This is a genomic window from Fictibacillus nanhaiensis (genome assembly GCF_023715445.1).
GTDB classification, from domain to species: Bacteria; Bacillota; Bacilli; order Bacillales; family Fictibacillaceae; genus Fictibacillus; species Fictibacillus nanhaiensis_D.
Genome location: NZ_JAMBOD010000009.1, coordinates 1 through 22,412 on the forward strand (window position 1 = coordinate 1; position 22,412 = coordinate 22,412).

Here is a 22,412-nt window from a genome sequence, read left to right on the forward strand (position 1 = left end):
GCTTCAAAAACTCGTTCCATGGTCAACAGATCTACCCGAATCATGTTATTTAGCTAATCATAAGGAATAACAAAAGTTTAAATGATCCACACCTTGAAAAGCAGGTGTGGATCATTTTACGCTTACAAATCAATTACCGTGGGATTAATACGAATTACCGTTGGATTTCTCGCGATAATACCTGATGAGGTATTGAGAATAGGACCGTTTTTACACCAAAGCTACCGCTAACTTGAGTAAAAAAATGAGAGGTGATGAAAGATGCATTGGGCATATCGTATTGCAGAAGAATTGATCAGGCAACATCCTGATCGTGAAACCTTTGTTTGTGCTTCAGGGATCAGTCCATCAGGTTCCGTTCATATTGGGAATTTTCGTGAAGTCGTTACAACCTTTTTTGTTGTGAAAGCACTACAGCAATTAGGTAAGAAAACACGCTTTATCTTTTCGTGGGATGATTTCGATCGTTTCCGGAAAGTACCTAAGAATGTAGATCCGTCTTTTGAACAATACATTGGAATGCCATATTCTAAAATCCCGTGTCCGTTCGGGTGCCACGATTCCTATGCTCAACACTTCGAAAAAGAATTTGAGCAGTCCTTAGAAACTTTTGGAATTGTGCCAGAGTTTATTTATCAAAGCAAGGAATACAGATCTAAAAGATACAACACCCATATTCTCCTTGCATTAGAAGAAAGAAAGCAAATTTACGATATTTTGATGACCTATAAAACAGGGGAGTCAAGTGAAAAAGAGCGGGAAAACTTTTACCCGGTAAATGTGTATTGTGAAGTATGTCAAAAAGATACGGTGAAAGTTACAGGTTTCCATGATAGGACATTAAATTATACGTGTTCATGCGGTCATTCAAACTCAGTGGATGTTCTTGAAGCAACAAATATGAAATTAAACTGGAAAATCGACTGGCCGATGCGGTGGATGGTTGAAGGTGTTGTGTTCGAACCAGGAGGCAGGGATCATTCGTCCGAAACCGGGAGTTATCGAGTATCAAAAGAAGTAGCTATGAAAATCTTCAACCACCAAGCGCCACAATATGAGCCATATGATTTTATTCGTATAAAAGGAACAGGTGAAAAGATGTCGAGTTCTTCAGGAAACAATATTACGCCTGGAGAGTTGTTTGAAGTCTATTCGCCGGAAGTCATCCTCTTCATGTTCGCAAAATATCAGCCAGATGCTGCTTTTCATATCGGCCTAGATGAGGATGTAATAAGAAATTATACAGAATATGAGCGGTTTAGGAATACTGATTCAGTACAGTTAAAAGAAGAGATAAAAGCTGCTCTGGACTTTTCATCATCATTTACAAATAAAATTGGACAAACAGCAAAATTCGGGCAAGTAGTGAGTATCCTGCCAATGGTCAACTTTGATAAAACTTTAGTAAGGGAAGTGCTTAATCGAACGGGTGAGGTTTATTCGTTAGAAGAAGTTCAGCCGGTTTGTGAAAGAGCTGAATATTGGCTGCGTAACTGGTGCCCTGAAAAAATCCTGCAAATGAATGAACGAAGAAACTTTGAGTATTATGAGAAACTGAGTAATGTGGAGAAGAAGTGGTTGAAAGGATTTGTTGAATTGCTAAAGGATGGTTCAGAACGGACTGACGTTGAGTTGATGCAGAACGTGTATGATATATGTCATGTAGATGATCCAAAAGTGAAAAGAAACAACCAAAAAAGATTGTTTAGCATCATTTATCAACTTGTTTTAAATAACAGCAGCGGACCGCGCATTCCATTGTTGGTTCATTCCATAGGGAGAGAGCGGTTGATAAGACTTTTATCCTTTTAAAATTATTAATCTGTCTATATCATAAATGTTCAACAAAAAGGTGACGCAAAATCAAAGCGTCACCTTTCCTTTTTGTTACTTCTTCAATTCCTGTCCCATGCCTTTCAAAAAGTGAAGGCCAAAGCCGATTGCCCGGTTAATGTCAGGGTCTTTCAGAGACTTAACCAAATCAAAGGCACCAATTTTTTGTTCACTTTCCACAAATGTTTCGCCTTGTTTCAAACCAGACACGACGCTGTCTAGGAGCTTTGCCGTTACCTCAGGATCCATTTTTGTTAAGACGCCAGCCGCACCCATCAAGTTGTTGATCATGTTGGTGACCGGCTCACGGGATGCCTGGCCGAGTGCGATACTTGCAATCTTGTCTTTGGCTTCGAGCATAGCATTGGCTGCTTCCAATGCACCGATTTTATCAAGTTCACCTATAAAATCGAGAGCCTTTGTTAATGCAGCATCTTTTTCAACTAATGCTTTTTGCAGTTCAGCCAATTTTTCCTGCTGAATCTGTTCTTCGGTTTTTACATTCTTCTTAATGACTGTAATCGGTTGTGCCATTATAATTAAGCCCCCTACACTTTATCCGTCAGATGGACATAGCCTGGACGGTTCCATTTACGCTGCACCTCTACGCCTTTTTGAGGATAGCGTTTCTTGTTTCTAGGGTTATTGCCAGGAAGCTTCACTTCACCTTCACGGCTGATGATTTCCATCCTTACTTTTGTTTGTTTATAAGCAGGTGTATGTGTTCGGTGATCAACCGCTGGACCTGTTAAAAAGTTGATTGCTGTCTCGTTATCAATAGAGTTCATCGGTAGAAACAGCTCGTTATTCTTAACCCGATCTGTTACAAGTGCATTCAGCTTAACGGCTCCAAACGGAGAAATCAAGCGAACAACAGATCCGTCGATTACACCGCGTTCTTCAGCAAGGGCTGGTGACACTTCAACAAATACATCGGGCACTTTATGCTGAATCCCTTTCGATTTGTTCGTCAGGTTTCCTTCATGGAAGTGTTCAAGCATGCGTCCGTTGTTGATGTGCAGGTCAAATTCCTCAGGAAACTCTGCTGGATGCATCCAATCAGACAGAGCAAAGCGGGCTTTTTTATCAGGGAAGTTAAAGCCTTCCGTGTAAAGAAGGGGTGTACTTCTTCCGCTAAGATCTCCCCAAAGGAAGCTGCCCCAGCCTTCAAGAACCTTATAATTTGCTTCACCGAACAACGGAGCAAGTGATGCCATTTCCTCAAAAATTTCGCCAGGATGACTATAGTTCCAGTCTGCCCCCATACGGATGGCGATCGCCTGGATGATCTCCCAGTCCGGACGAGAACCGCCAGTTGTAGGAAGTGCTTGATACAAACGCTGAACACGGCGTTCAGTATTCGTGAACGTTCCTTCTTTTTCTAGTGAAGGAGCAGCTGGTAAAATCACATCGGCGTATTGAGCCGTCTTCGATAAGAAAATATCTTGAACGACAAAGAAATCAAGCTGTGAAAGCATATCATGGACATGGTTTGAGTTGGAATCAACTAATGCCATGTCTTCACCGATCAAGTACATCGCTTTGATCTCACCCTTGCCAATTCCTTCGACCATTTGGATGTTATCTTTACCAGGCTTGCTGTCGATCGTGACACCATACGCTTTTTCAAACTTTGCACGGGCAAAATCATCGGTAATATGCTGGTAACCAGGCAGCCATGCCGGAAGAGTTCCCATGTCACAAGCACCTTGAACGTTGTTATGTCCACGAAGCGGATAAGCGCCGGCACCAGGACGACGATAGTTTCCTGTTGCTAAAAGGAGATTCGAAATCGCAGCAGACGTATCGCTTCCTCCTGTGTTTTGCGTAACACCCATGCCCCAGAGGACGCATGTGCCATCCGCGTCACGGATCATTTTCGCCACATCGATCATCATCTCTTGAGATAGCCCCGTAATCTCTTCAGCGTACTCGAGCGTGTACGTTTCCAAGACTTCTTTAAACTCATCGAGGTAATGAACATTCTCATCGATAAACGTCTGATCGTGCCAGCCTTGATCGATTATATATTTCGTAACCGCCATTAGCCACACTTGGTCTGTTCCTTGCTTCGGACTCATGAAGATATCAGAACGCTCAGCCAGTTCGTGTTTGCGAAGGTCAGCGACAATCAGTTTTTGACCGTGAAGCTTGTGCGCACGTTTCACGCGAGTCGCGAGTACGGGATGTCCTTCTGTCGGGTTGGCACCGACTACGATAACAAGGCCAGCTTGTGCGATATCTTGAATTGTTCCTGCGTCACCACCCATACCAACCGTACGGAACAAGCCGTCAGTTGCAGGGGACTGACAATAACGGGAGCAGTTATCCACGTTGTTTGTTCCAAATACTTGGCGGGCAAGCTTCTGCATCAAGTAGTTCTCTTCGTTCGTAATTTTAGATGACGACACGAACCCAAGTGCGTTGCTGCCATATTGTTCTTTTATGGAACTCATCTTGTTTGCAATGAGACTTAGCGCTTCATCCCACGTAGATTCCACGAATACACCGTCTTTACGGATCAGTGGGGTAGTAAGACGTTCTTCACTGTTCACGAAGTCCCAGCCGAACTTTCCTTTTACACAAGTGGAAATAGCGTTCACTGGACCTTCACTCGGTTCCACTTTTAAAATTTTTCTGCCTTTCGTCCATACTTCGAACGAACAGCCGACACCGCAGAAGGTACAAACGGTTTTCGTCTTTTTCGTACGTGTTTCACGCATTGCGGCTTCCACTTCAGATACGGCAAAAATACCGCTGTAGCCAGGCTCAACTTCCTTTACAAGCTCGACCATCGGCTCAAGAAGATCTTCCTTTAATCCAGTCATGAAACCAGCTTCTCCAAGCATGGATTTTTCCATGAGGGCGTTGCACGGACAAACTGTTACACACTGTCCGCAGCCTACACATGAGGATTCATCGATACTTGATCCTGCATCCCAAATAACGCGCGGGCGTTCACGCTCCCAATCGATTGAAAGCGTTTCGTTCACCTGAAGGTTCTGACACACTTCAACGCACTGTCCGCATGTGATACATTGGTTCGCATCATACCGGTAAAACGGGTGAGACATATCGATATCCACCGGCTCCTCTTTTGGAGAATAAGGAATAGACTGATGCTCGATCTCCATCAGTTCAGCAGTATTATGCAGCTTGCAGTTTCCGTTGTTGTTATCACATACCGTACAATAAAGAAGGTGGTTTTCAAGAAGTCTGTCCATCGCTTGATTTTGTGCATCCTTCGCACGGGAGGATGAACGTTCGATGTTCATACCGTCAAGTGCCATCGTAGAACATGAGCGCATCAGTTTGCCATCCACCTCAACGATACAAGTATCACACGTCTCGATCGGATCCACTTGAGGCGTGTAGCATATTTGAGGATGAGACATTTCATTTTTGTTGATGATATCAAGAATAGACGTACCAGATGGGGCTCCATACATTTTCCCATCGATCTTGATTTGAATCATTTTGTCCATGTGAAACCTTCCTTTCCTTTATAAAGTACAAAAAAATCCACCACGAAAGCACAGATTCTATAAGAAATCAGAAAATGTGTATCATGGTGGAATAGTTTAATAGCAGACTCTTACTATTGAGCCAATCCAACATCTTATGTAATTAGGTAAGAGGGAAGAAAAACAGTGGCTACTATTTCTTCTTCCAACTTTCTTCTCTTATTATAGCGTTTACAATGAAAAAGAACAATAAATCTTCGAAACTAGTGAAGAGAGTAGCTTAGAATTTTTCACGTGCGAAAAGTAAGTACATCATGTATGATTAGTAAAAAATGGAGAAACAGTGGTGATGGTTTAAATGTCTAAAAAGGTACATGACTTTAACGATATTATCCGAAAGCTGCGCAAGAATCTGTTAGGAAAGGGACCTGAGAAAATTCATACGGTCTTTGTTGAAAACATGGCGATCTCAACCATGTATGGCAACTTAACGCCAACGGAAAAATTTATTGCTCGCACGGCTGAAGGCAAAGAAATGGTGCATGCGGCTAGAACCCGTCTTATCCAAGACGTGTATGCAAAAGCACCGCCAGAAGGGTTAGAAGATGTGACGGGTGCCAAGTTTGTCTATTTGTTCTCCGATTTTAAAGTAGATGAGGACATGGCGGTCTCCGTGTTCGTTTTTGATAAACCAATCGCTTGATGAAGGGAGGGCACTTCATGAAACCTGTTGTGACAAAGCGGGAAATTCTTCAATTTAATAATGGCGAGGCGTTACAAGTTGAAGATACCATAGTAACCGAACTCCCTGTGACGATCAAGATCAATGGAGAAGAATTCGTAACGATGGTTTGCAGCCCTGAGTACATAGAAGACATGGTTGTCGGTTACCTCGCTTCAGAAGGAATCATACGAAACTATGAAGATATTAAAGACATCTGGGTGCAAGAGGACGGAAGCTACGTTCATGTAAAGACGGATAAATTGAACCCTCTCTATCAAAATCTGCAGAATAAAAGGTATATAACTTCGTGCTGCGGGATGAGCCGGCAAGGTTTTGTGTTCGCGAACGATGCGCTTACGGCAAAGAGTATGAACGAAGTCCGGGTGAGAGTAACGCCGGAAGATTGTTTCAGGTTGATGAAAGAGATGCAGGGGACAGCTGGTGTTTTTAAAGAAACAGGCGGTGTTCATAATGCAGCGCTATGTGATGTGAACGGAATTGTCCTGAGCCGGATGGATATTGGACGCCACAATGCTCTTGATAAAATCTACGGGTATTGCTTGAAGAATAATATTTTCATAGGGGACAAGATCCTCGTATTCAGCGGAAGGATTTCGTCAGAAATTTTGTTGAAGGTAGCAAAGATCGGCTGTGAAATCGTGCTGTCTAAATCCGCACCTACCGAATTCGCCCTGCAGTCGGCAGAAGAGCTTGGAATTACGACGGTTGGGTTTATCAGGGGTGACTCGATGAACGTGTATACGAGACCGGAGAGGATTATACATTAAGTGGTGAGCTGAGGATGAATCCTCAGCTTTTTAAAATTTTTCAGAGAGTTTTTATAAAAATGCCGAGATCAACACAAGTAACGGACCAGTTGAGATTGAAAGTTTGCCTGCAGAACTACAGGATCAGTTTGCTATGGCATATAAAATGATCCAGCATGTATACAGTTTGCAAAAGGAGTATAAAGAAAGTCACTAATAAAGCAGTCCTGCTATTGGCATAACTGCTTTTTAAGATTTAGTTATGCACCTGCAATTTATTTCCGCTAGGATCAGTGAAATGGAAATAACTGTGCCCGTTGTCTTCTTGAATATCATCTACTTTTACATTTTGATTTGTTAAATAGGTATGCAGCTTATTGATATTTGAAGTTGTAAATCCTATTGAAAATTCAGCCTGTCCATTTATGGTAAAATGCCCTCTGGAATCGTGATCACCCTTTACTAAAATAAGCAGAGGTCCAGACTTCAGTTCTATAACAGCAAGTTTTTCATCGCTGTGCCTTAATTGAAATCCTAAACATTCCGTGTACCATGTTATTGACTCTTGAAGGTCAATGACAGGTATCCTAAAGTAATGCATCTCATGGATTAATGATTCGCTCATCGTTATTCCTCCTTAATTTTCTAACAACATATTTCGGTAATAAATGACTTAATCCTTCAAAAAAATAAAGCAGTCCTGCTTACAGAGAGCAGGACTGCTTCATGCTTTTTACCAATTGCGCTTTTCCCACTGGTTATCAAATACTTCCACTCTTTCTTTCTTGCCATCTGAGTCAGTAGAGTACACATCATCCACATACCAGCCTCTGCCGTTTACTGAACCATCCGTCTGATAGAGGAAACGGACGAATTGCGTTCCATCAGGAAGTTCTGCTTTTTCGTGAGACCATTTTTCATCCTTACCGGTGTATACTTCAGGCAAGTCTGTCCATGTTTCGCCATCTTCTGAAACTTGGACCAGTCCTTTGTCACTTCCGGTCTCGATACTGAACCAATTTTGGAAGTGAAGTGTATTTTGGCTATCTTCAAGTTTAAAAGTTAAATTCTTTGCAAGTTTATCGCCATACCCTGCAAACCAAGCATTATCTTTTTGCTTCATTGGGACGGAAATGGAGTCACCAGCGTATTGAGCAACTTGCCGTCTGATCGGATTCATTGAAACTGTTGCACGGGAAGGGTGCACACGGTTCGTTAATGTTAAAACGATCATCTGATTTTTTGGTGAAACGACCATGGATGTACCAGTATATCCGGTATGACCAAGTGTTTCTTCGTTAGATAGTGAGTCCATGTACCAGCCTTGATTCAACTCCCATCCGAGCCCGTGTGAGTTGCTAGGGAACTGAGGAAGCTGGTTTTCAGTTAATAGTCGCACTGTCTCCGGTTGGAGTATTTGAGTCGAACCATATTTTCCTTTTTGTAAAATCATGTGACCAAAAATTGCAAGGTCTTTTGCGGTTGAGAAAACACCAGCATGACCGGCTACACCGTCAAGACTCCATGCGTTTTCATCATGAACACTGCCCCAAACCATGCCGCGTCCTATGTTTGGCTGATATTCGGTAGCTGCGACACGATCACGAAGGGAAGCTGGAGGATTATACATCGTATCCTTCATTCCGAGCGGCTCGGTGATGTTTCCTTTTACAAACTCATCAAGTCTTTGACCGGACAGTCTTTCTACTAAAACACCAAGTGTGATTAAGTTCAGGTCACTGTATGTATAGGTAGTGCCAGGCTGATTTTTCAACTGGTACTTTAAAGCAATCTGCAGTCTGTCTTCACGGTTCGTTCCCATGTTATAAAGGGGGATCCATGCCGTGAAACCAGAGGTATGCGTCATGATCTGCCTGATCGTCACGTTTTCTTTGCCGTTCTCATTGAATTCAGGAATGTATTTTCCAACAGGATCGTCCAAATCAAACTTTCCTTGTTCATACAGCTGCATGGCTGCAGTTGTGGTGAATAACTTGGAGATTGAGGCGATATCAAAAATCGTCTCCTTTTTCATCTCAACCGGGTTGTCCATCTCTGTGAAATGATCATCTGTATAGCGAGCGGAATAGCCGTAGGCATCATGTTTTGCAATGCTTCCGCTGCGCGCGACGAGAACAACAGCACCGGGCATCGTTCGTTTCTCCATCTCACTTTCTATGAAAGAATCGATCTTTTGAAGCGGCTCTCTTTTGAGTGAAGCACTCTCAGGAGTTCCCGGGTGAAGAACAGCAGAAGACTGAACTGGGAGGTTCCAGTCACCAGGAAGAACTTGTTGATTTATTGAAGAATCTTCGGCAAAAATGGCAGGGGTTACACTTGATAGCAGCATGGCTGTACTTAGCATCGTACAAACTAAAACGCGTTTTCCTTTCATATGCACATCTCCTTATTCTGAAAATTCTTACACTTTATTACAGTATCAATCCAGAAAAGCGCTGTCCATCACTCATAAGACCCACAGTACATGGTCCTAGAATTGTCAGAATTGTTTGGGGTCTGTCCCGGGACAGACCCCTTATTTTTAAAAATGAAGGAACATTTTGCCTTTTATCGAATTTTATATACGTGACGGACTTGAAAGGAGATTACACGTGCTTGTACAGTTAACCCCTGCATTCATCACGTTTTTATTAACGGTTCTTTTAGCTCCTGTATTGATTTTTACTCTTAAAAGATTAAAGCTGACCCAGCCTATTCGGGTGGAACTTCCTGCTGATCACCAAGAAAAGAAGGGTACCCCCCTTATGGCAGGAAGTGTATTCTTTGTTGGCATCATAGTCGCTTTGTTTTATTACACAAGTCCTATCATGATTTTCCTTGTAGGAACTTTTGTCCTTTTTAGTTTTATCGGTTTTCTAGATGATTTTTGGAAAGCGTCTAAACAAGATCCAGGCGGGGTGTCAGGGAAAACAAAGCTAATCTTTCAATTTGGATTTACGATTCTGCTTTTATATATTGGGATCGATTTGTTCAACATTGATACAAGCATCCGCGTGACTGAGTCATATCACATCTTGTTGCCGTACATTCCTTACCTTGTGATTATCACCTTGTTTATCGTGGGTACCGCAAACGCGATCAATTTTACCGATGGAATGGACGGGCTTCTGGGCATGGTAGCGATTCCTACATACTTCTTTTTCTTTGTCATTAGTGAGAATACAGAAGTGAAAGTGTTTTGTCTGGTGATGATTGCAACTATTCTTGGTTTCTTGATCTATAACTTATATCCGGCAAAAGCGTTTATGGGGGATACAGGCTCTTTAGCGATAGGAGGGACGTTGTCATTTCTCGCAATCATTGAAAACGTAGAAATCTTGATTCCGATCCTATTTATCATCTATCTTGCCGAACAGCTATCGGTTATCATCCAAGTAGCTTATTTTAAACGGACGAAAAAGAAACTGTTCCGCTTTACGCCTATTCATTATCATTACGGGATAAAGTATGGTTGGTCTGAAAACATGATTGTTACCGTATTTGCGATGGTGTCATGGGCCGCTTGTGGAATCTGTCTTATTTATTTTGAGATGTTTATGTAGATTGTTGGATTGATAGGATAAAAAAGACAGCGATTTCTCGCTGCCTTTTTCATTTACCAGATCTCCTCAACCCATTCCGGATGGTCAATGAACGGATTTCGATTGTGCTGATAGTCATTATAGATAATGTTATTTCGGTTGCGCTCCGAATTGTCTACTGGATCTTCCAGGTGCCATTGCAGCAGCACAGACATTTTCCCATGATAAGGAGCAGATCCGTTGTTTACGTTGTTGTTAAGTTCCAGCTGTGGCTCATCACTAACGTCACCTTCATAACGTACTGCCATGTAGAACAGCATTCGTGCAACATCACCTTTTACTGCATCTCTAGGTTCCCACGAATCACTGTCATAATAGTTTCCTAATGCTTCAGAATGCTGTGTGCCTCCATTGTCAAAATCAAGGTTGCTTCTTGAACTGTTAACCGTTACATCGGTCGGACGCAGGTGGTGAATGTCTGTTCCTGGTCCCATGGTCGTTCCGAAATCGCCATGAGATTTTGCCCAAACGTGTTCGCGGTTCCAGTCGTTCACATTGCCTCCGTTCGTTGTTTTGCTTTGAGAACGGCCTGTGTATAACAAGATCACGTTGCTGCTGTTGTTTGGGTCTTCATCGGTCTCTTTTAATGCTTCCCAAACCTCAGAATAAGAAAGTTCAGTGTGGTCGTCGATGATGTTGTGAAGAGCTGTTTTTAATGCTGCACCTGTTTTTCCTCTAGCTGAATCATAATAAGAATCGTCATAAGCTGGCGGATCTGTCGGGTCTCCAGGATCTCCGGGATCACCAGGATCAGTGCCTGATGATTTTTCCATCGCGGTTGCGTTCTTTAAACCAGCGTGTGAAAAATAAGCCGTTAAATTCCCGGTAACTTTAATAGATTGTCCTTTTAAATCAGAATTGGATTGTAAGCCGAATTCCGAACGGAAAGAAGAAGGAATTTGTACATATATCATGTTGGCAGTGTTTGTTTCCAATACACTGTCTGCTAACGCGAGTGCGTAGTCGTTTGGATAGTTGCTTGTTACAACAGTATTAGTAGCTGTAGGCTGCCCGACAACATAGCCCTGTACCGTTTTTAGGCTGTTGTTTTGATTGGCTATCGCTTGAGAAACAGAATATGGACTTGTCCAGGAACCGTCACCGGCAGCTTGAAGTGTTGGAATGAATGCTAGTGTACTGATTACTAAAGCAATGACCACTGAGAAAAGTGAAAGGAACTTCTTGTTTCCATTTCTTCTCATCATCAACGCCTCCATCATTTTATTTTCTACTCACGCTGGTAAATCTGCTTTTATTTTACAATCAATCTATTAACTTCATTTTACAGACTTGTAAATTATCAACCTAGTTACTAAGGAACGAACTATTTAGAAGTGGAATGCAGTTAGAATGGCCTATCGAAACAAAATACAGTAAGAAAGAAAGTTAGTACGGTCAGACAGTACCTTTACAAAGTGGAAATAGCATCATGATAAAATTTGAGTTACATTCAAAAGGTGGAATGATTAGGAGGTAGAATAGATGGAAATCGGAGAAGATGAATTAACAGACAATAAACGATGTCCTTTATGTAACGGGGATAATAAATGCGCAATTTCAAACGGGGAAAAACCTGAATCCTGCTGGTGTATGACAGTATCTATTTCATCAAATTTGCTGGAAAAAACTACAGAAAAAAACCGCTGTATTTGTCAAAAATGTGTTATGAGCAATATGACTAGGTGAAATAAGTGTGCTGAACGAAAATAAAAGACTTTTTGGCTAGCTTTTTCTTTTGAAAAGATGATTTCTAGGCGAAACTCGGTTATCTTGAGCGAAACGGGACCGATTTTGAGCGAAACTCAACGATCCTGAGCGAAAACTAACCGTTTTTGAGCGAACGTGTAATAAATAAAAGAACACGTACCGTAAAAAAGAAAGAGGAGCTGACCAAAACTGATAAGCCAACTCCAATTTGATTTTCAGCTCAAAAATCACTATGTTCTTTTCGCGCATTCTTCATCTTTCTCATGAGTTCTGTTCCAATTTCTTCTTCAAACTCTTTCCAAACCGGCTCCCAATGTTCCGCCCATTTCCTTTTTTCTTCATCAGTCAGGTGATAGATTTCAATGCCTGATTGCTTTTGGATCGAGCGTAGCTGTTCTTCATTCATATCAAACGATTGAGTCTGGTTCCACTGCGTTGTTTCTTTCAAAGACTCATTGATGATCTTCTGCTGCTCTTCTGAAAGCTTCTTCCAAAAATCCTTGTTCATGATGACTGTATACCCTAAAAATCCATGGTTGCTGATCGTTAAGTGGCTTTGAACGTCAAAGAACTTCTTTGAATAAATGTTGGAAATCGTGTTCTCTTCGCCATTCAATTCACCGGATTCTAGCAGTCTGTAAGTCTCGTTAAAGTCTAATCCAACAGCTTTGGCATTCACGCCTTGAAACTGTTTCTCTAAAACGGGACTTGGCATGATGCGAAGGGTTTGTCCTTTTAAATCGGAAGGCTGTTTAACAGGTCCATCATTCGTTGTAATCTGTTTAAAGCCGTTTGTCCAAAAAGTGAGCCCTTTCATGTTTCCTTTTTCTATAGACTGAAGCAGCGTTTTTCCAATATCACCGTTCAATACCTGTATGATGCTTTCTCGGGTTGGCATCGCATACGGGAGGTCCAGCACCTGAAATTTAGGAGAGAACGTACTCAGTTTCGTAGTGGCAGGGGCGATCATCTGTATATCACCGTACTCCAAGGCTTCTAGTTCTTCCTGATCTGAATACAGGCCGCCGTTCGGAATCACCTCGACTTTTATCCGTCCATCCGATTTTTGATCTACTAGTTTTGCAAAACGCTGAGCGGCCAGTCCTTTAGGTGTATTCTCGGCAACAACATGGCTGAACTTTATCACGATTTGCTCTTTAATCCCTTTTTGGTCATCGTCAAATGGAAGGGAGTTCTCAGAGAACTTCGTATGAAAACCAATCCAGATCGATACAGCCAGGCCAGCAAATAATAAGAACGCAATACTTAAGAATGCTTTCATCCTAATAAAACCCCGAATCCGTCATTTTTTAAATAGTCTAACATATGCGGACTGTAATGATACAATAGGGACAAGATTAAGGGAGGAAGCTTGGCTATGACGATGAAACGACTGCCTATTCGGACAAAAATCATGATACTCACATTTGGCATCGTACTTTATGCCATCCTTATTGGAGGTGTCGTAATCATCGGTAAGATTCTAGATATACAGGAAGAAGAACTCGGCAAACGAGCGATGATAACATCTAGAACTGTTGCACAGCTTCCAGAGGTGAAAGCCCACATCCAAGAAAATGAAGGCTGGAAAACAATAGAACCAGTCGTTGAGAAAATACGAGTGATTAATGAAGCGGATTACATTGTTGTCATGAATATGGATGGTGTACGTTATTCTCATCCAGTGAAAGAAATGCTAGGCACTAAATCGGAAGGAAAAGACGAGAGTGCCGCATTTGCAGACCATACATTTATCTCCAAAGCAAAAGGGGAAATGGGGACAGCCGTAAGAGCTTTTGTTCCAATCAAAAATGAAAACCTGGAGCAGATCGGAGTTGTAGCGGTTGGTCATGTCATACCCGGGTTTAATGAAGTATTCCATGATCTGACAGACGAGATGACTTTAATTCTTTTACTTGTGCTATCTTTTGGAATCATTGGTTCGTGGCTGCTTGCACGGCATCTGAAGCAGCAGATGTTTTATCTGGAACCGCATGAAATCGTCCGTATGTTGGAAGAACGGACAGCTACCTTCCATTCGATGCATGAAGGGGTTATTGCAATCGATAATCAGGAGCATATCTCTATCTTTAATGAAAAAGCAAAACGTATTTTTAATGTCTCTGGGGATGTAATTGGTAAACCGATCCGAGAAGTGATTCCGGATACACGATTACCGGAAATCATCGAGCTGAGCAGACCTGTCTATAACCAGGAGATTAGAGTGAGCGGGAAAGTCATCATGAGTAACCGCGTTCCGATTAAAGTCAACGACCAGATTGTCGGTGCCGTAGCCATTTTCCAGGATCGTACGGAAGTTGCTAAAATGGCAGAAGAACTAACAGGCGTAAAAGCTTTTGTTGAAGCACTAAGGGTTCAAAATCATGAACATATGAACAAACTCCATACGATCGCCGGGCTTCTTCAGCTCGGAAAAATAAAAAAAGCGATGCAATACGTTTTTCAAGTGTCAGAAGAAACAGGAACACTTACTCGTTTCCTGAATCAAAGAATTAAAAATGAAAGTTTAGCAGGGCTTTTATTAAGCAAAGTGGGCCGTGGAAAAGAACTGGGGATAAAGGTTGTTATCGACAGTGAAAGCCGCCTTGAAGATTTTCCGGTTCATCTCGATCAGCACGATTTTGTAATGATTTTAGGCAACTTAATTGAAAATGCGTTTGATTCATTAGAAGGATTTCCAGACGCAAGGATAGACGTTAGCATTGAGCAGGATTCTGAAGTATGTGCGATGTTGGTGGAGGATAACGGCTCTGGTATGACTGAAGACATTAAAAAGCATATATTCGAAAGAGGATACACGACTAAAGGCGAGAACGGTTCAGGTATTGGCCTTTATTTAATACATCAGATCGTTGAAAAAGGAAAAGGAGAAATTGAGGTTACTTCTCATGAAAATCAAGGTACAAGTTTCGTCATTACGTTTCCGATGGAAGACAGGGGTGAAGACGTGTGAGTGAATTAAAGGTATTACTAATAGAGGATGATCCCATGGTCCAGGAGATCAACAAGGCATTTATCGAAAAAGTAAAAGGATTCAAAGTAATTTCGTGTGCTTCCAACGGGACAGAGGGAATGGAACAAATAAGGAAACTAAAACCTGATCTTGTTGTTCTCGATATTTATATGCCTGGGCAAGATGGTGTGAAAACTCTTCAGCGTATCAGAACGGAAGAAATTCAAGTCGATGTGATTGTCATTACAGCTGCAAACGATCTAGACACCATACGGTCTATGCTGCAAAACGGTGCTTTTGACTATATCATCAAACCGTTTAATTTTGAGCGGATAAAAAAAGCGCTTGATAAATACAAAGACTTTCATGCAACCATTTCACCCTCAGGATCAGTTACCCAAAAAGATCTCGATAACCTATTCTACTCGGAAAAAAGGGAAGTAATTAATACTCCTGAGCTTCCGAAGGGATTAAATGAACTTACACTAAAACAGATCGAAGCTTTTCTAAAGATTCAAACGAAAGCGAAATCTGCTGAGGAAGTGGCAGAAGGTGTGGGGATCGCCAGGGTAACGGCACGCAGATACCTTGATTATCTCGTGAAAAACGGCAGCATCCAGATGGACATTCAGTACGGAACCATCGGCAGACCGGTAAATCGGTATTTATTAAAAAAAAAGTAATAAAATAACTATCCTTTTACTCGTTAATTAGATTCAAAAAGGATATTATTTACTATTGTGTGGAATCCATGATAGGGGGTTAGATGAGTGTCTGTAATAAAAGTACAGAAAGCTGAACTTCGAGAGGTTCGTATTGAAGATGCCGAAGCTGTTTTATCGATTCAACGTGAAGTCGTTGAAGAAAGAGATTACTTTATTGCAGTTTCAGAAGAGTTTAATAAAACAACTGAAGAGCATCAAGAATGGATTCAAAAGATTATGGAGCACGAAAGAGAGACCATGTTTGTAGCAGAAGTTGAAGGTGAAGTAGCAGGTTGGATCGTCTTCAAATCACAAGAGCGAAAGAGAATGCACCACACGGGTTCATTCGCGATTATGATCCAAAAAGAATACAGAAATAAAGGAATTGGCAAGCTGTTGATCCACGAGTTGCTGCGGTGGGCAGAACAGCATCCCCTTATCGAAAAAGTTACGTTAGGTACATTCTCGACAAACACAAGAGCAATTGAACTATATAAGAAGCTTGGTTTTGTTGAGGAAGGACGTAAAGTAAAGGAATTTAAATTCAGTGATAATGAATACGTCGATGATGTTTTGATGTACAAGATCGTTAAGGGATAAATCAGAGACCAAAAAGACCAAAACGTCCAATAAGTTCATAATATTCTAACAAAAGATTGAAAGCGTTATCATTACATTACAAATGTTGATAGCGCTTTTTTTGTATGAAATTGTGTATGAATTGACTGGGGTCTGTCCCGGGGACAGACCCCAGTCAATTACCATGAAAGGAGAAGAACAAACATGAAGAAGTTATTTAAGCACTTAACGTTTCAAGTATTAACTGCCATTGCAGTTGGTGTGCTTGTTGGATTGATTTGGCCCGAAGTCGGAAAGCAGATGAAGCCTGTTGGTGATACATTCATCAACGCTGTTAAAATGGTCATTGCCCCGATTATCTTTTTAACGATCGTACTCGGAATCGCTAAGATGGGAGACATGAAGAAAGTAGGAAAGGTCGGAGGAAAAGCTTTTATCTATTTTGAAGTTGTAACAACACTTGCCCTAGTCATTGGTTTGATCGTTGTTAACGTGTTAAAGCCAGGTGCTGGACTGGATTTTGATAAGCTTGAAAAAGGAGATGTATCACAATATACCTCTGAGGGCGGAGGAAAAATCGACTGGATCGAGTTCGTCACACATATCGTTCCAAGCAACATGGTTGACGCTTTTGCAAAAGGTGATATCCTTCAAGTACTGTTTTTCTCTATCCTGTTCGGTGTAGGGCTTACGGCACTCGGAGACAAAGGAAAAATCATTATTGAGTTCTTTGATAAGCTACTCAACGTCTTTTTCAAAATCGTCGGCTACATCATGAAAGCCGCGCCACTTGGTGCCTTCGGTGCGATGGCTTTTACAATCGGGAATTACGGTCTTGAGTCGCTCGTTCCACTCGGAAAACTTATGATAGCAGTCTACACCACGATGTTCTGTTTTGTTTTTATCGTATTGAATCTGATCTGTAAGATGTATGGCTTTAGTCTGTGGAAGTATTTGAAGTTTATAAAAGACGAGCTTCTGATCGTTTTGGGGACAAGCTCTTCAGAATCCGTTCTGCCAAGAATGATGAACAAGATGGAAAAGTTCGGCTGCTCAAAGTCAGTGGTTGGTCTTGTCATTCCAACTGGATATTCGTTTAACCTTGATGGAACATCCATCTATCTCTCAATGGCTGTTGTCTTCTTGGCACAGGTGTTCGGCATTGATCTTAGTTTGACTCAGCAGATTACGATCATCGCAGTGCTGATGCTCACTTCTAAAGGTGCTGCTGCTGTTACAGGGGGCGGATTCATCGTACTCGCTTCAACGCTGACTGCGATGCAGGTTATTCCGGTTGAGGGGTTAGCACTTCTCTTAGGTGTTGACCGTTTTATGAGTGAAGCGCGTGCCATCGTTAACCTGATCGGAAACGGAATTGCAACAATCGTAGTTTCAAAGAGCGAGAATGAATTTGATGAAGGCAAGAGTGAGGAAGCGATCCAGGAAATGGTTGAAAACAGAAAGATTGCCGTGTAATTTGGAAGGAGCTTTGGTCAAATCGGACTAAAGCTCTTTCTTTTTGATATGATGTAAAAAAAGCGTTTGGAGGGAGAGCTAGATATGATCTGTAAAATGCTAAACATAAAATACCCCATTATCCAGGCAGGTATGGCGGGCGGTCCGACAACCCCAGAGCTGGTAGCAGCAGTCAGTAATGCCGGTGCTCTTGGAACGCTAGGAGCAGGCTATATGTCACCAAAAGATATACGAAACGTACTCTCACAAATTACGAAACAAACAACTGCTCCCTTTGCGGTGAATCTTTTTCTTCCACAAGTCTATGAAAAAAACGAACAACAGATATTGAACATGCAGAAATATTTGAACTCGTACCGGAAACAGCTTGGCATACCGGAAGTCAGTTCTGTACCGGATATGAGGGATGTCTTTGAACAGCAGCTTAATGTGGTGAAAGAAGCGGGAGTAAAGATTGTAAGCTTTACTTTCAACAAACCTTCTGTAAGTTTAATAGAAAAATTGCATGATAGCGGAATTACGGTGATCGCCACAGCAACAACTGTGAAAGAAGCGAAAGAACTAGAATTAAACGGTGTTGATATGATCGTCGCACAAGGAAGTGAGGCGGGAGGTCATAGAGGAACTTTCCTGGATGTTGAAGACGAGGCGTTGATCGGCACGATGGCATTGGTTCCACAAATTGTTGATGCTGTTCAATGTCCTGTAATCGCAGCCGGAGGGATTATGGACGGCAGAGGATTGGCTGCGGCTTTTTCGCTCGGAGCATCAGCGGTACAGCTCGGAACGGCATTTTTAACCGTTTATGAAAGTGGGGCAAGCGAAATTCATCAGTCAGCCATTTTAACAAGCAAGGATACAGATACAAAAATAACCCAAGCATTCTCTGGAAAAAGCGCACGAGGGTTTAAGAATGAAATGATGATGAATTTAGAGAGCATAACCGGCTTGCCTCCTTATCCGATCCACCACGTATTAACGTCAGACATTAGAAAAGAAGCAGCACGGCAAGGAAACAAAGAGATGGTTTCTATTTGGGCAGGGCAAGCATCCGCATTAAGCAAAAAACAATCTGCTAAGGATTTGGTGGAAAACCTTGTTAGAGATTGCAAGAATACCATCTCACACACTTCAACTGATTAGAACTAAAAGCAAAGCATCACATCGTGATGCTTTTTGTTATTACAAGTAGCTTTTGGGAGTGATTGTCCAAGCGAAATTAGAATCTCCACCATACACTAGATTATATATTCATTGTGAGAAAGGAGGTTAAATATGAATTTCTCCTCCAAAGGAAATCAATCATGTATTTGTAGTATTTTTAAAAAAATACAACCGTTACAAACATTAACGATTTTATTTAAGGGTTCTTCAACACCTGTTTCGGTCTCTTTTATGTCATTTGATTCAACTACAAATTGTGTAAAGGCATCCGTTGATGGTCGGATTATTGTATTCAGCTGTCGCGATGTTATGGGTGTTGGCTGTAGTCCAGCACTCACATGCAGTGTACTTTCGTATGTCGCAAATAATCAAGATGATACCGTGTCAGTAATTGATACGGCCACTAACACAGTAATTGAAACTATTCCAGTGGGCGATCGTCCAACTGGAATCGATATTACACCAAATGGGACACGCGTATATGTGTCTACAGCAGGCAATGATTCGGTTTCTGTAATAAATACAGCTAATAATCAGGTTGTAGCTACAATTCCAGTAGGTGATGGACCGGTAGAGGTGGCTGTTAATCCAAGTGGTACAAGGGTTTTTGTTTCAAACAACAATGTGGATTCTGTTTCAGTCATTAATACAGCTAATAATCAGGTTATAGCTACCATCACTGTCGGGGACGGACCCCAAGGCATAACTTTTACACCAGATGGATCAAGAGCCTATGTTGCAAATGCGAACGAAAGTACCATATCAGTAATTAATACTTCAACAAATATGGTGGATAACACCATAACCCTTGGCGCTGGCAACGGCCCTCAATTTATAGTTTTTACCCCAGACGGATTGCGAGCGTACGTTACAAATTTACAAAGTGACACAGTATTTGAAATAGATACAACTAATAATATGGTTATTGATTCTATTGCATTAAATAATCCAATCGGAATAACCATATCTCCTGATGGAGCACTTGTATATGTTACAAATAATACCGATGATACCGTTTCAGTAATTGACACTTACAATAATATGGTGGTTAACACTATTATGGTTGGTGATGGACCTCAAGAAGGTATAGCATTTACTCCAGAAGGTACAAGGTTATACGTATCAAATGGTAATACCAATACTGTCTCAGTTATTGATGCTGCAATGGGCATAGTGGTTGAAACAATAACTGTTGGAAATCGGCCGTTCGATCTAACGGTGGGCAGAGTATGTAGCTAACATTAATCAATCTAGGCATCACATAATCGTGCTGCTGTTTTTTATTGTGCTGCTGTTCTTTTATTTAAACCATAAAAATATATTGTGAATAAGCAGTACAATACGCTGAACGGGGTGAAGACCATGGATTTTACGAGTTTAGCAGCAGATTTTTCACCGTATGTTGGTTTGGCTGTGATTTTATATGCGATTCGTCAAACAGAACGAGTTTCAAATAAGTATATCCCCATAGTAGCTATCGTGTTAGGTGTTCTGTATTCCTTTTGGGAATCAGGAGGAGCAAGTCCAGGTGCCACATTAGAAGGATTGAAGTATGCGTTGCTCGGAATTGGTACGGTTGCTGGTGTTAAGTATTCAATTGAAAGCAAGGGCAAAAAATAAGAATGAAGCAGTACTGTGAAAAAGCAGTACTGTTTTTTTATTTCTCTTTTGTCAAAAAAATCAAAAAATTATATTGCGACTAGTCGTTCTATCTGATAACATTAAAAGCGCTTACAACTATTGCAAACTTGAAATGGAAAATTTGCATGATCTGCTCGTTTTCTATTTTATAAAATAATGATGAATGATCTCTCTGCACGAGTATGTAGAGATGTTAGGCAACATTCTTAAAAGACTTATCTTCGTATAAGTTCTTTTGGATGTTGCCTTTTTATTTTGCTGCAATAGGTGTAACCGAAAATAATGCTTAACTAAATTAACTTTTATAGGGGGGATTTTTAACAATGAGAAAGACAAAAAACCGTTGGCTTATTGCATTGTCAGCTGTAGGTATTCATATTTCAATTGGATCTGTATATGCGTGGAGCAACTTCACGAATCCATTGATCGACAAATTTGGATGGTCGGCATCACAAGTACAGATGACGTTCAGTATCGCTATTCTTTTCTTAGGATTGTCAGCTGCATTTCTAGGGCATTTTGTTGAGAAGCATGGTCCGAAAAAAGCAGGTATGCTGGCTGCGATTTTCTTTGGGATCGGTATTGCGGGATCTGGGCTTGCCGTTAATATTGGCTCTTTGCCGCTTCTCTACATTTTTTATGGAGTGCTTGGCGGAATCGGACTTGGAGTAGGATACATAGCACCGGTCTCAACACTAATCAAATGGTTCCCTGACCGTCGCGGACTTGCGACTGGATTGGCTATCATGGGCTTTGGATTTGCAGCTGCAATCAGCTCGCCAATTATGGACGCACTAATCAAGTCCGTTGGAGTAGCTAACACGTTTTTTATTTTAGGAATCGCTTATTTTGCCATCATGACATTGTCTTCGCTTTATTTAGAAAAACCAGAAGAAGGCTGGCTGCCGGAAGGGTTTAAAGAAAACGTAGAAAGCGGGAAGGTGAAGATTAAGAAAGACCTTTCGCAATTAACAGCGAACGAGGCTGTAAAAACACGCCGTTTCTACTATTTGTGGATCATGCTCTTTATAAACGTAACGTGCGGAATCGCCATTCTTTCAGCGGCAAAACCTTTAGCACAAGAAAGTATTGGTCTTTCGACTGCAGAAGCTGCGGCCCTTGTTGGTGTGCTCGGGTTGTTTAATGGATTCGGACGTATCGGCTGGGCTTCTATTTCGGATTACATCGGGCGTCCAAACACGTACACGACATTCTTTGTTTTACAGATTGCGCTCTTTTTCATGCTTCCGCAGACAACATCATCTATTCTTTTTCAAGTGATGCTCGCTGTCGTTTACACATGTTATGGAGGCGGATTTGCTTCAATCCCTGCATACATCGGTGATCTTTTTGGGACGAAACAGGTAGGTGCGATTCACGGGTACATCTTAACAGCATGGGCAGCAGCAGGCCTTGCTGGTCCATTGTTCGCAGCATGGATCAAAGACACAACAGGATCATACGCAAACAGCTTGTCATTCTTCTCAGGTCTGTTTGTTGTGGCGCTTATCGTATCCATCCTAGTACGTTTTGACATGAAACGATTAGCTGCAAAACAAGAGAAGTCAGTCGCATAACCAAAAATAGTAGAAATGCAGTGCTTTCATTGATGGGAAAGCACTTTTTTTCTTTGTGTGATACGCTTCTTTTTTCAGAATATATGGTATTGTTAAGACGATACATAATTACAATTAGGCTGTTTTTTTAAAATGTACATTGTTGAATAGTTGATTGGAACGCAAGGTGCGAGACTCCTGCGTGCCATCCACCTGAATAT

The 22,412-nt window shown here is 41.5% G+C and carries 19 protein-coding genes; 13 read left to right on the forward strand and 6 right to left on the reverse strand.

What is annotated here, in order from left to right:
* The first annotated feature begins 261 nt into the window (after positions 1–261).
* Positions 262–1,812 carry a lysine--tRNA ligase gene (gene lysS, locus M3196_RS18200; protein ID WP_251323768.1) on the forward strand — a complete coding sequence of 517 codons (1,551 nt, stop codon included), beginning with the start codon at positions 262–264 and terminating at the stop codon, positions 1,810–1,812.
* A gap of 75 nt (positions 1,813–1,887) precedes the next feature.
* Here lysS and M3196_RS18205 read toward each other — a convergent pair whose 3' ends face one another.
* Positions 1,888–2,367 carry a DUF1641 domain-containing protein gene (locus tag M3196_RS18205; protein WP_251323769.1) on the reverse strand — a complete coding sequence of 160 codons (480 nt, stop codon included), beginning with the start codon at positions 2,365–2,367 and terminating at the stop codon, positions 1,888–1,890.
* Between the two features lie 14 nt (positions 2,368–2,381).
* Positions 2,382–5,309, reverse strand: coding sequence for a formate dehydrogenase subunit alpha (gene fdhF, locus M3196_RS18210; RefSeq protein WP_251323912.1), 2,928 nt, complete (start codon positions 5,307–5,309; stop codon positions 2,382–2,384).
* A 346-nt stretch (positions 5,310–5,655) separates the two neighbouring features.
* On the opposite strand from fdhF, the gene M3196_RS18215 reads away from it, so the two are divergent.
* Together M3196_RS18215 and fdhD are read left to right on the forward strand one after the other, a co-directional pair.
* Positions 5,656–6,000, forward strand: coding sequence for a DUF2294 domain-containing protein (locus M3196_RS18215; protein WP_251323770.1), 345 nt, complete (start codon positions 5,656–5,658; stop codon positions 5,998–6,000).
* 17 nt (positions 6,001–6,017) lie between these two features.
* Entirely contained in the window at positions 6,018–6,809 is a 792-nt protein-coding gene (gene fdhD / locus M3196_RS18220; protein WP_251323771.1) for a formate dehydrogenase accessory sulfurtransferase FdhD, read from the forward strand.
* Positions 6,810–7,044: 235 nt separating this feature from the next.
* Here the strand turns inward: fdhD and M3196_RS18225 are convergent, their stop codons facing one another.
* The gene (locus M3196_RS18225) at positions 7,045–7,413 is read right to left on the reverse strand and encodes a VOC family protein (RefSeq protein WP_251323772.1); all 369 of its coding nucleotides are present in this window, start codon (positions 7,411–7,413) and stop codon (positions 7,045–7,047) included.
* A gap of 108 nt (positions 7,414–7,521) precedes the next feature.
* Complete coding sequence (locus tag M3196_RS18230; protein ID WP_251323773.1) at positions 7,522–9,183, reverse strand: serine hydrolase; 1,662 nt, start codon at positions 9,181–9,183, stop codon at positions 7,522–7,524.
* A gap of 217 nt (positions 9,184–9,400) precedes the next feature.
* Here M3196_RS18230 and mraY point away from each other — a divergent pair, with 217 nt between their 5' ends.
* The gene (gene mraY / locus M3196_RS18235) at positions 9,401–10,351 is read left to right on the forward strand and encodes a phospho-N-acetylmuramoyl-pentapeptide-transferase (RefSeq protein ID WP_251323774.1); all 951 of its coding nucleotides are present in this window, start codon (positions 9,401–9,403) and stop codon (positions 10,349–10,351) included.
* A 53-nt stretch (positions 10,352–10,404) separates the two neighbouring features.
* Here mraY and M3196_RS18240 read toward each other — a convergent pair whose 3' ends face one another.
* Entirely contained in the window at positions 10,405–11,592 is a 1,188-nt protein-coding gene (locus tag M3196_RS18240) for an endonuclease (RefSeq protein ID WP_251323913.1), read from the reverse strand.
* Positions 11,593–11,872: 280 nt separating this feature from the next.
* On the opposite strand from M3196_RS18240, the gene M3196_RS18245 reads away from it, so the two are divergent.
* Positions 11,873–12,076, forward strand: a complete 204-nt coding sequence (locus tag M3196_RS18245) for a cysteine-rich CWC family protein (protein ID WP_251323775.1) — start codon at positions 11,873–11,875, stop codon at positions 12,074–12,076.
* Between the two features lie 241 nt (positions 12,077–12,317).
* Here the strand turns inward: M3196_RS18245 and M3196_RS18250 are convergent, their stop codons facing one another.
* Entirely contained in the window at positions 12,318–13,379 is a 1,062-nt protein-coding gene (locus M3196_RS18250; RefSeq protein ID WP_251323776.1) for a DctP family TRAP transporter solute-binding subunit, read from the reverse strand.
* A 96-nt stretch (positions 13,380–13,475) separates the two neighbouring features.
* Here M3196_RS18250 and M3196_RS18255 point away from each other — a divergent pair, with 96 nt between their 5' ends.
* The 8 genes from M3196_RS18255 (at position 13,476) to M3196_RS18290 (ending at position 22,212) form a co-directional block, all read left to right on the forward strand.
* On the forward strand, positions 13,476–15,071 hold the full coding sequence (locus M3196_RS18255; RefSeq protein ID WP_251323777.1) for an ATP-binding protein: 1,596 nt from the start codon (positions 13,476–13,478) through the stop codon (positions 15,069–15,071).
* Entirely contained in the window at positions 15,068–15,754 is a 687-nt protein-coding gene (locus tag M3196_RS18260) for a response regulator (RefSeq protein ID WP_338082964.1), read from the forward strand. Before M3196_RS18255 ends, M3196_RS18260 begins: the two co-directional genes overlap by 4 nt.
* 87 nt (positions 15,755–15,841) lie before the next feature.
* Positions 15,842–16,375, forward strand: coding sequence for a GNAT family N-acetyltransferase (locus M3196_RS18265; protein WP_251323778.1), 534 nt, complete (start codon positions 15,842–15,844; stop codon positions 16,373–16,375).
* A 183-nt stretch (positions 16,376–16,558) separates the two neighbouring features.
* Entirely contained in the window at positions 16,559–17,830 is a 1,272-nt protein-coding gene (gene dctP / locus M3196_RS18270) for a C4-dicarboxylate transporter DctP (protein ID WP_251323779.1), read from the forward strand.
* Positions 17,831–17,914: 84 nt separating this feature from the next.
* On the forward strand, positions 17,915–18,973 hold the full coding sequence (locus M3196_RS18275; RefSeq protein ID WP_251323780.1) for an NAD(P)H-dependent flavin oxidoreductase: 1,059 nt from the start codon (positions 17,915–17,917) through the stop codon (positions 18,971–18,973).
* A gap of 132 nt (positions 18,974–19,105) precedes the next feature.
* Positions 19,106–20,233 (forward strand): beta-propeller fold lactonase family protein, encoded by a 1,128-nt coding sequence (locus tag M3196_RS18280; RefSeq protein WP_251323781.1) that lies wholly within the window; start codon positions 19,106–19,108, stop codon positions 20,231–20,233.
* A gap of 123 nt (positions 20,234–20,356) precedes the next feature.
* The gene (locus M3196_RS18285) at positions 20,357–20,614 is read left to right on the forward strand and encodes a phage holin family protein (RefSeq protein WP_251323782.1); all 258 of its coding nucleotides are present in this window, start codon (positions 20,357–20,359) and stop codon (positions 20,612–20,614) included.
* Between the two features lie 344 nt (positions 20,615–20,958).
* Positions 20,959–22,212, forward strand: coding sequence for an L-lactate MFS transporter (locus tag M3196_RS18290; protein WP_251323783.1), 1,254 nt, complete (start codon positions 20,959–20,961; stop codon positions 22,210–22,212).
* Positions 22,213–22,412 lie beyond the last annotated feature (200 nt).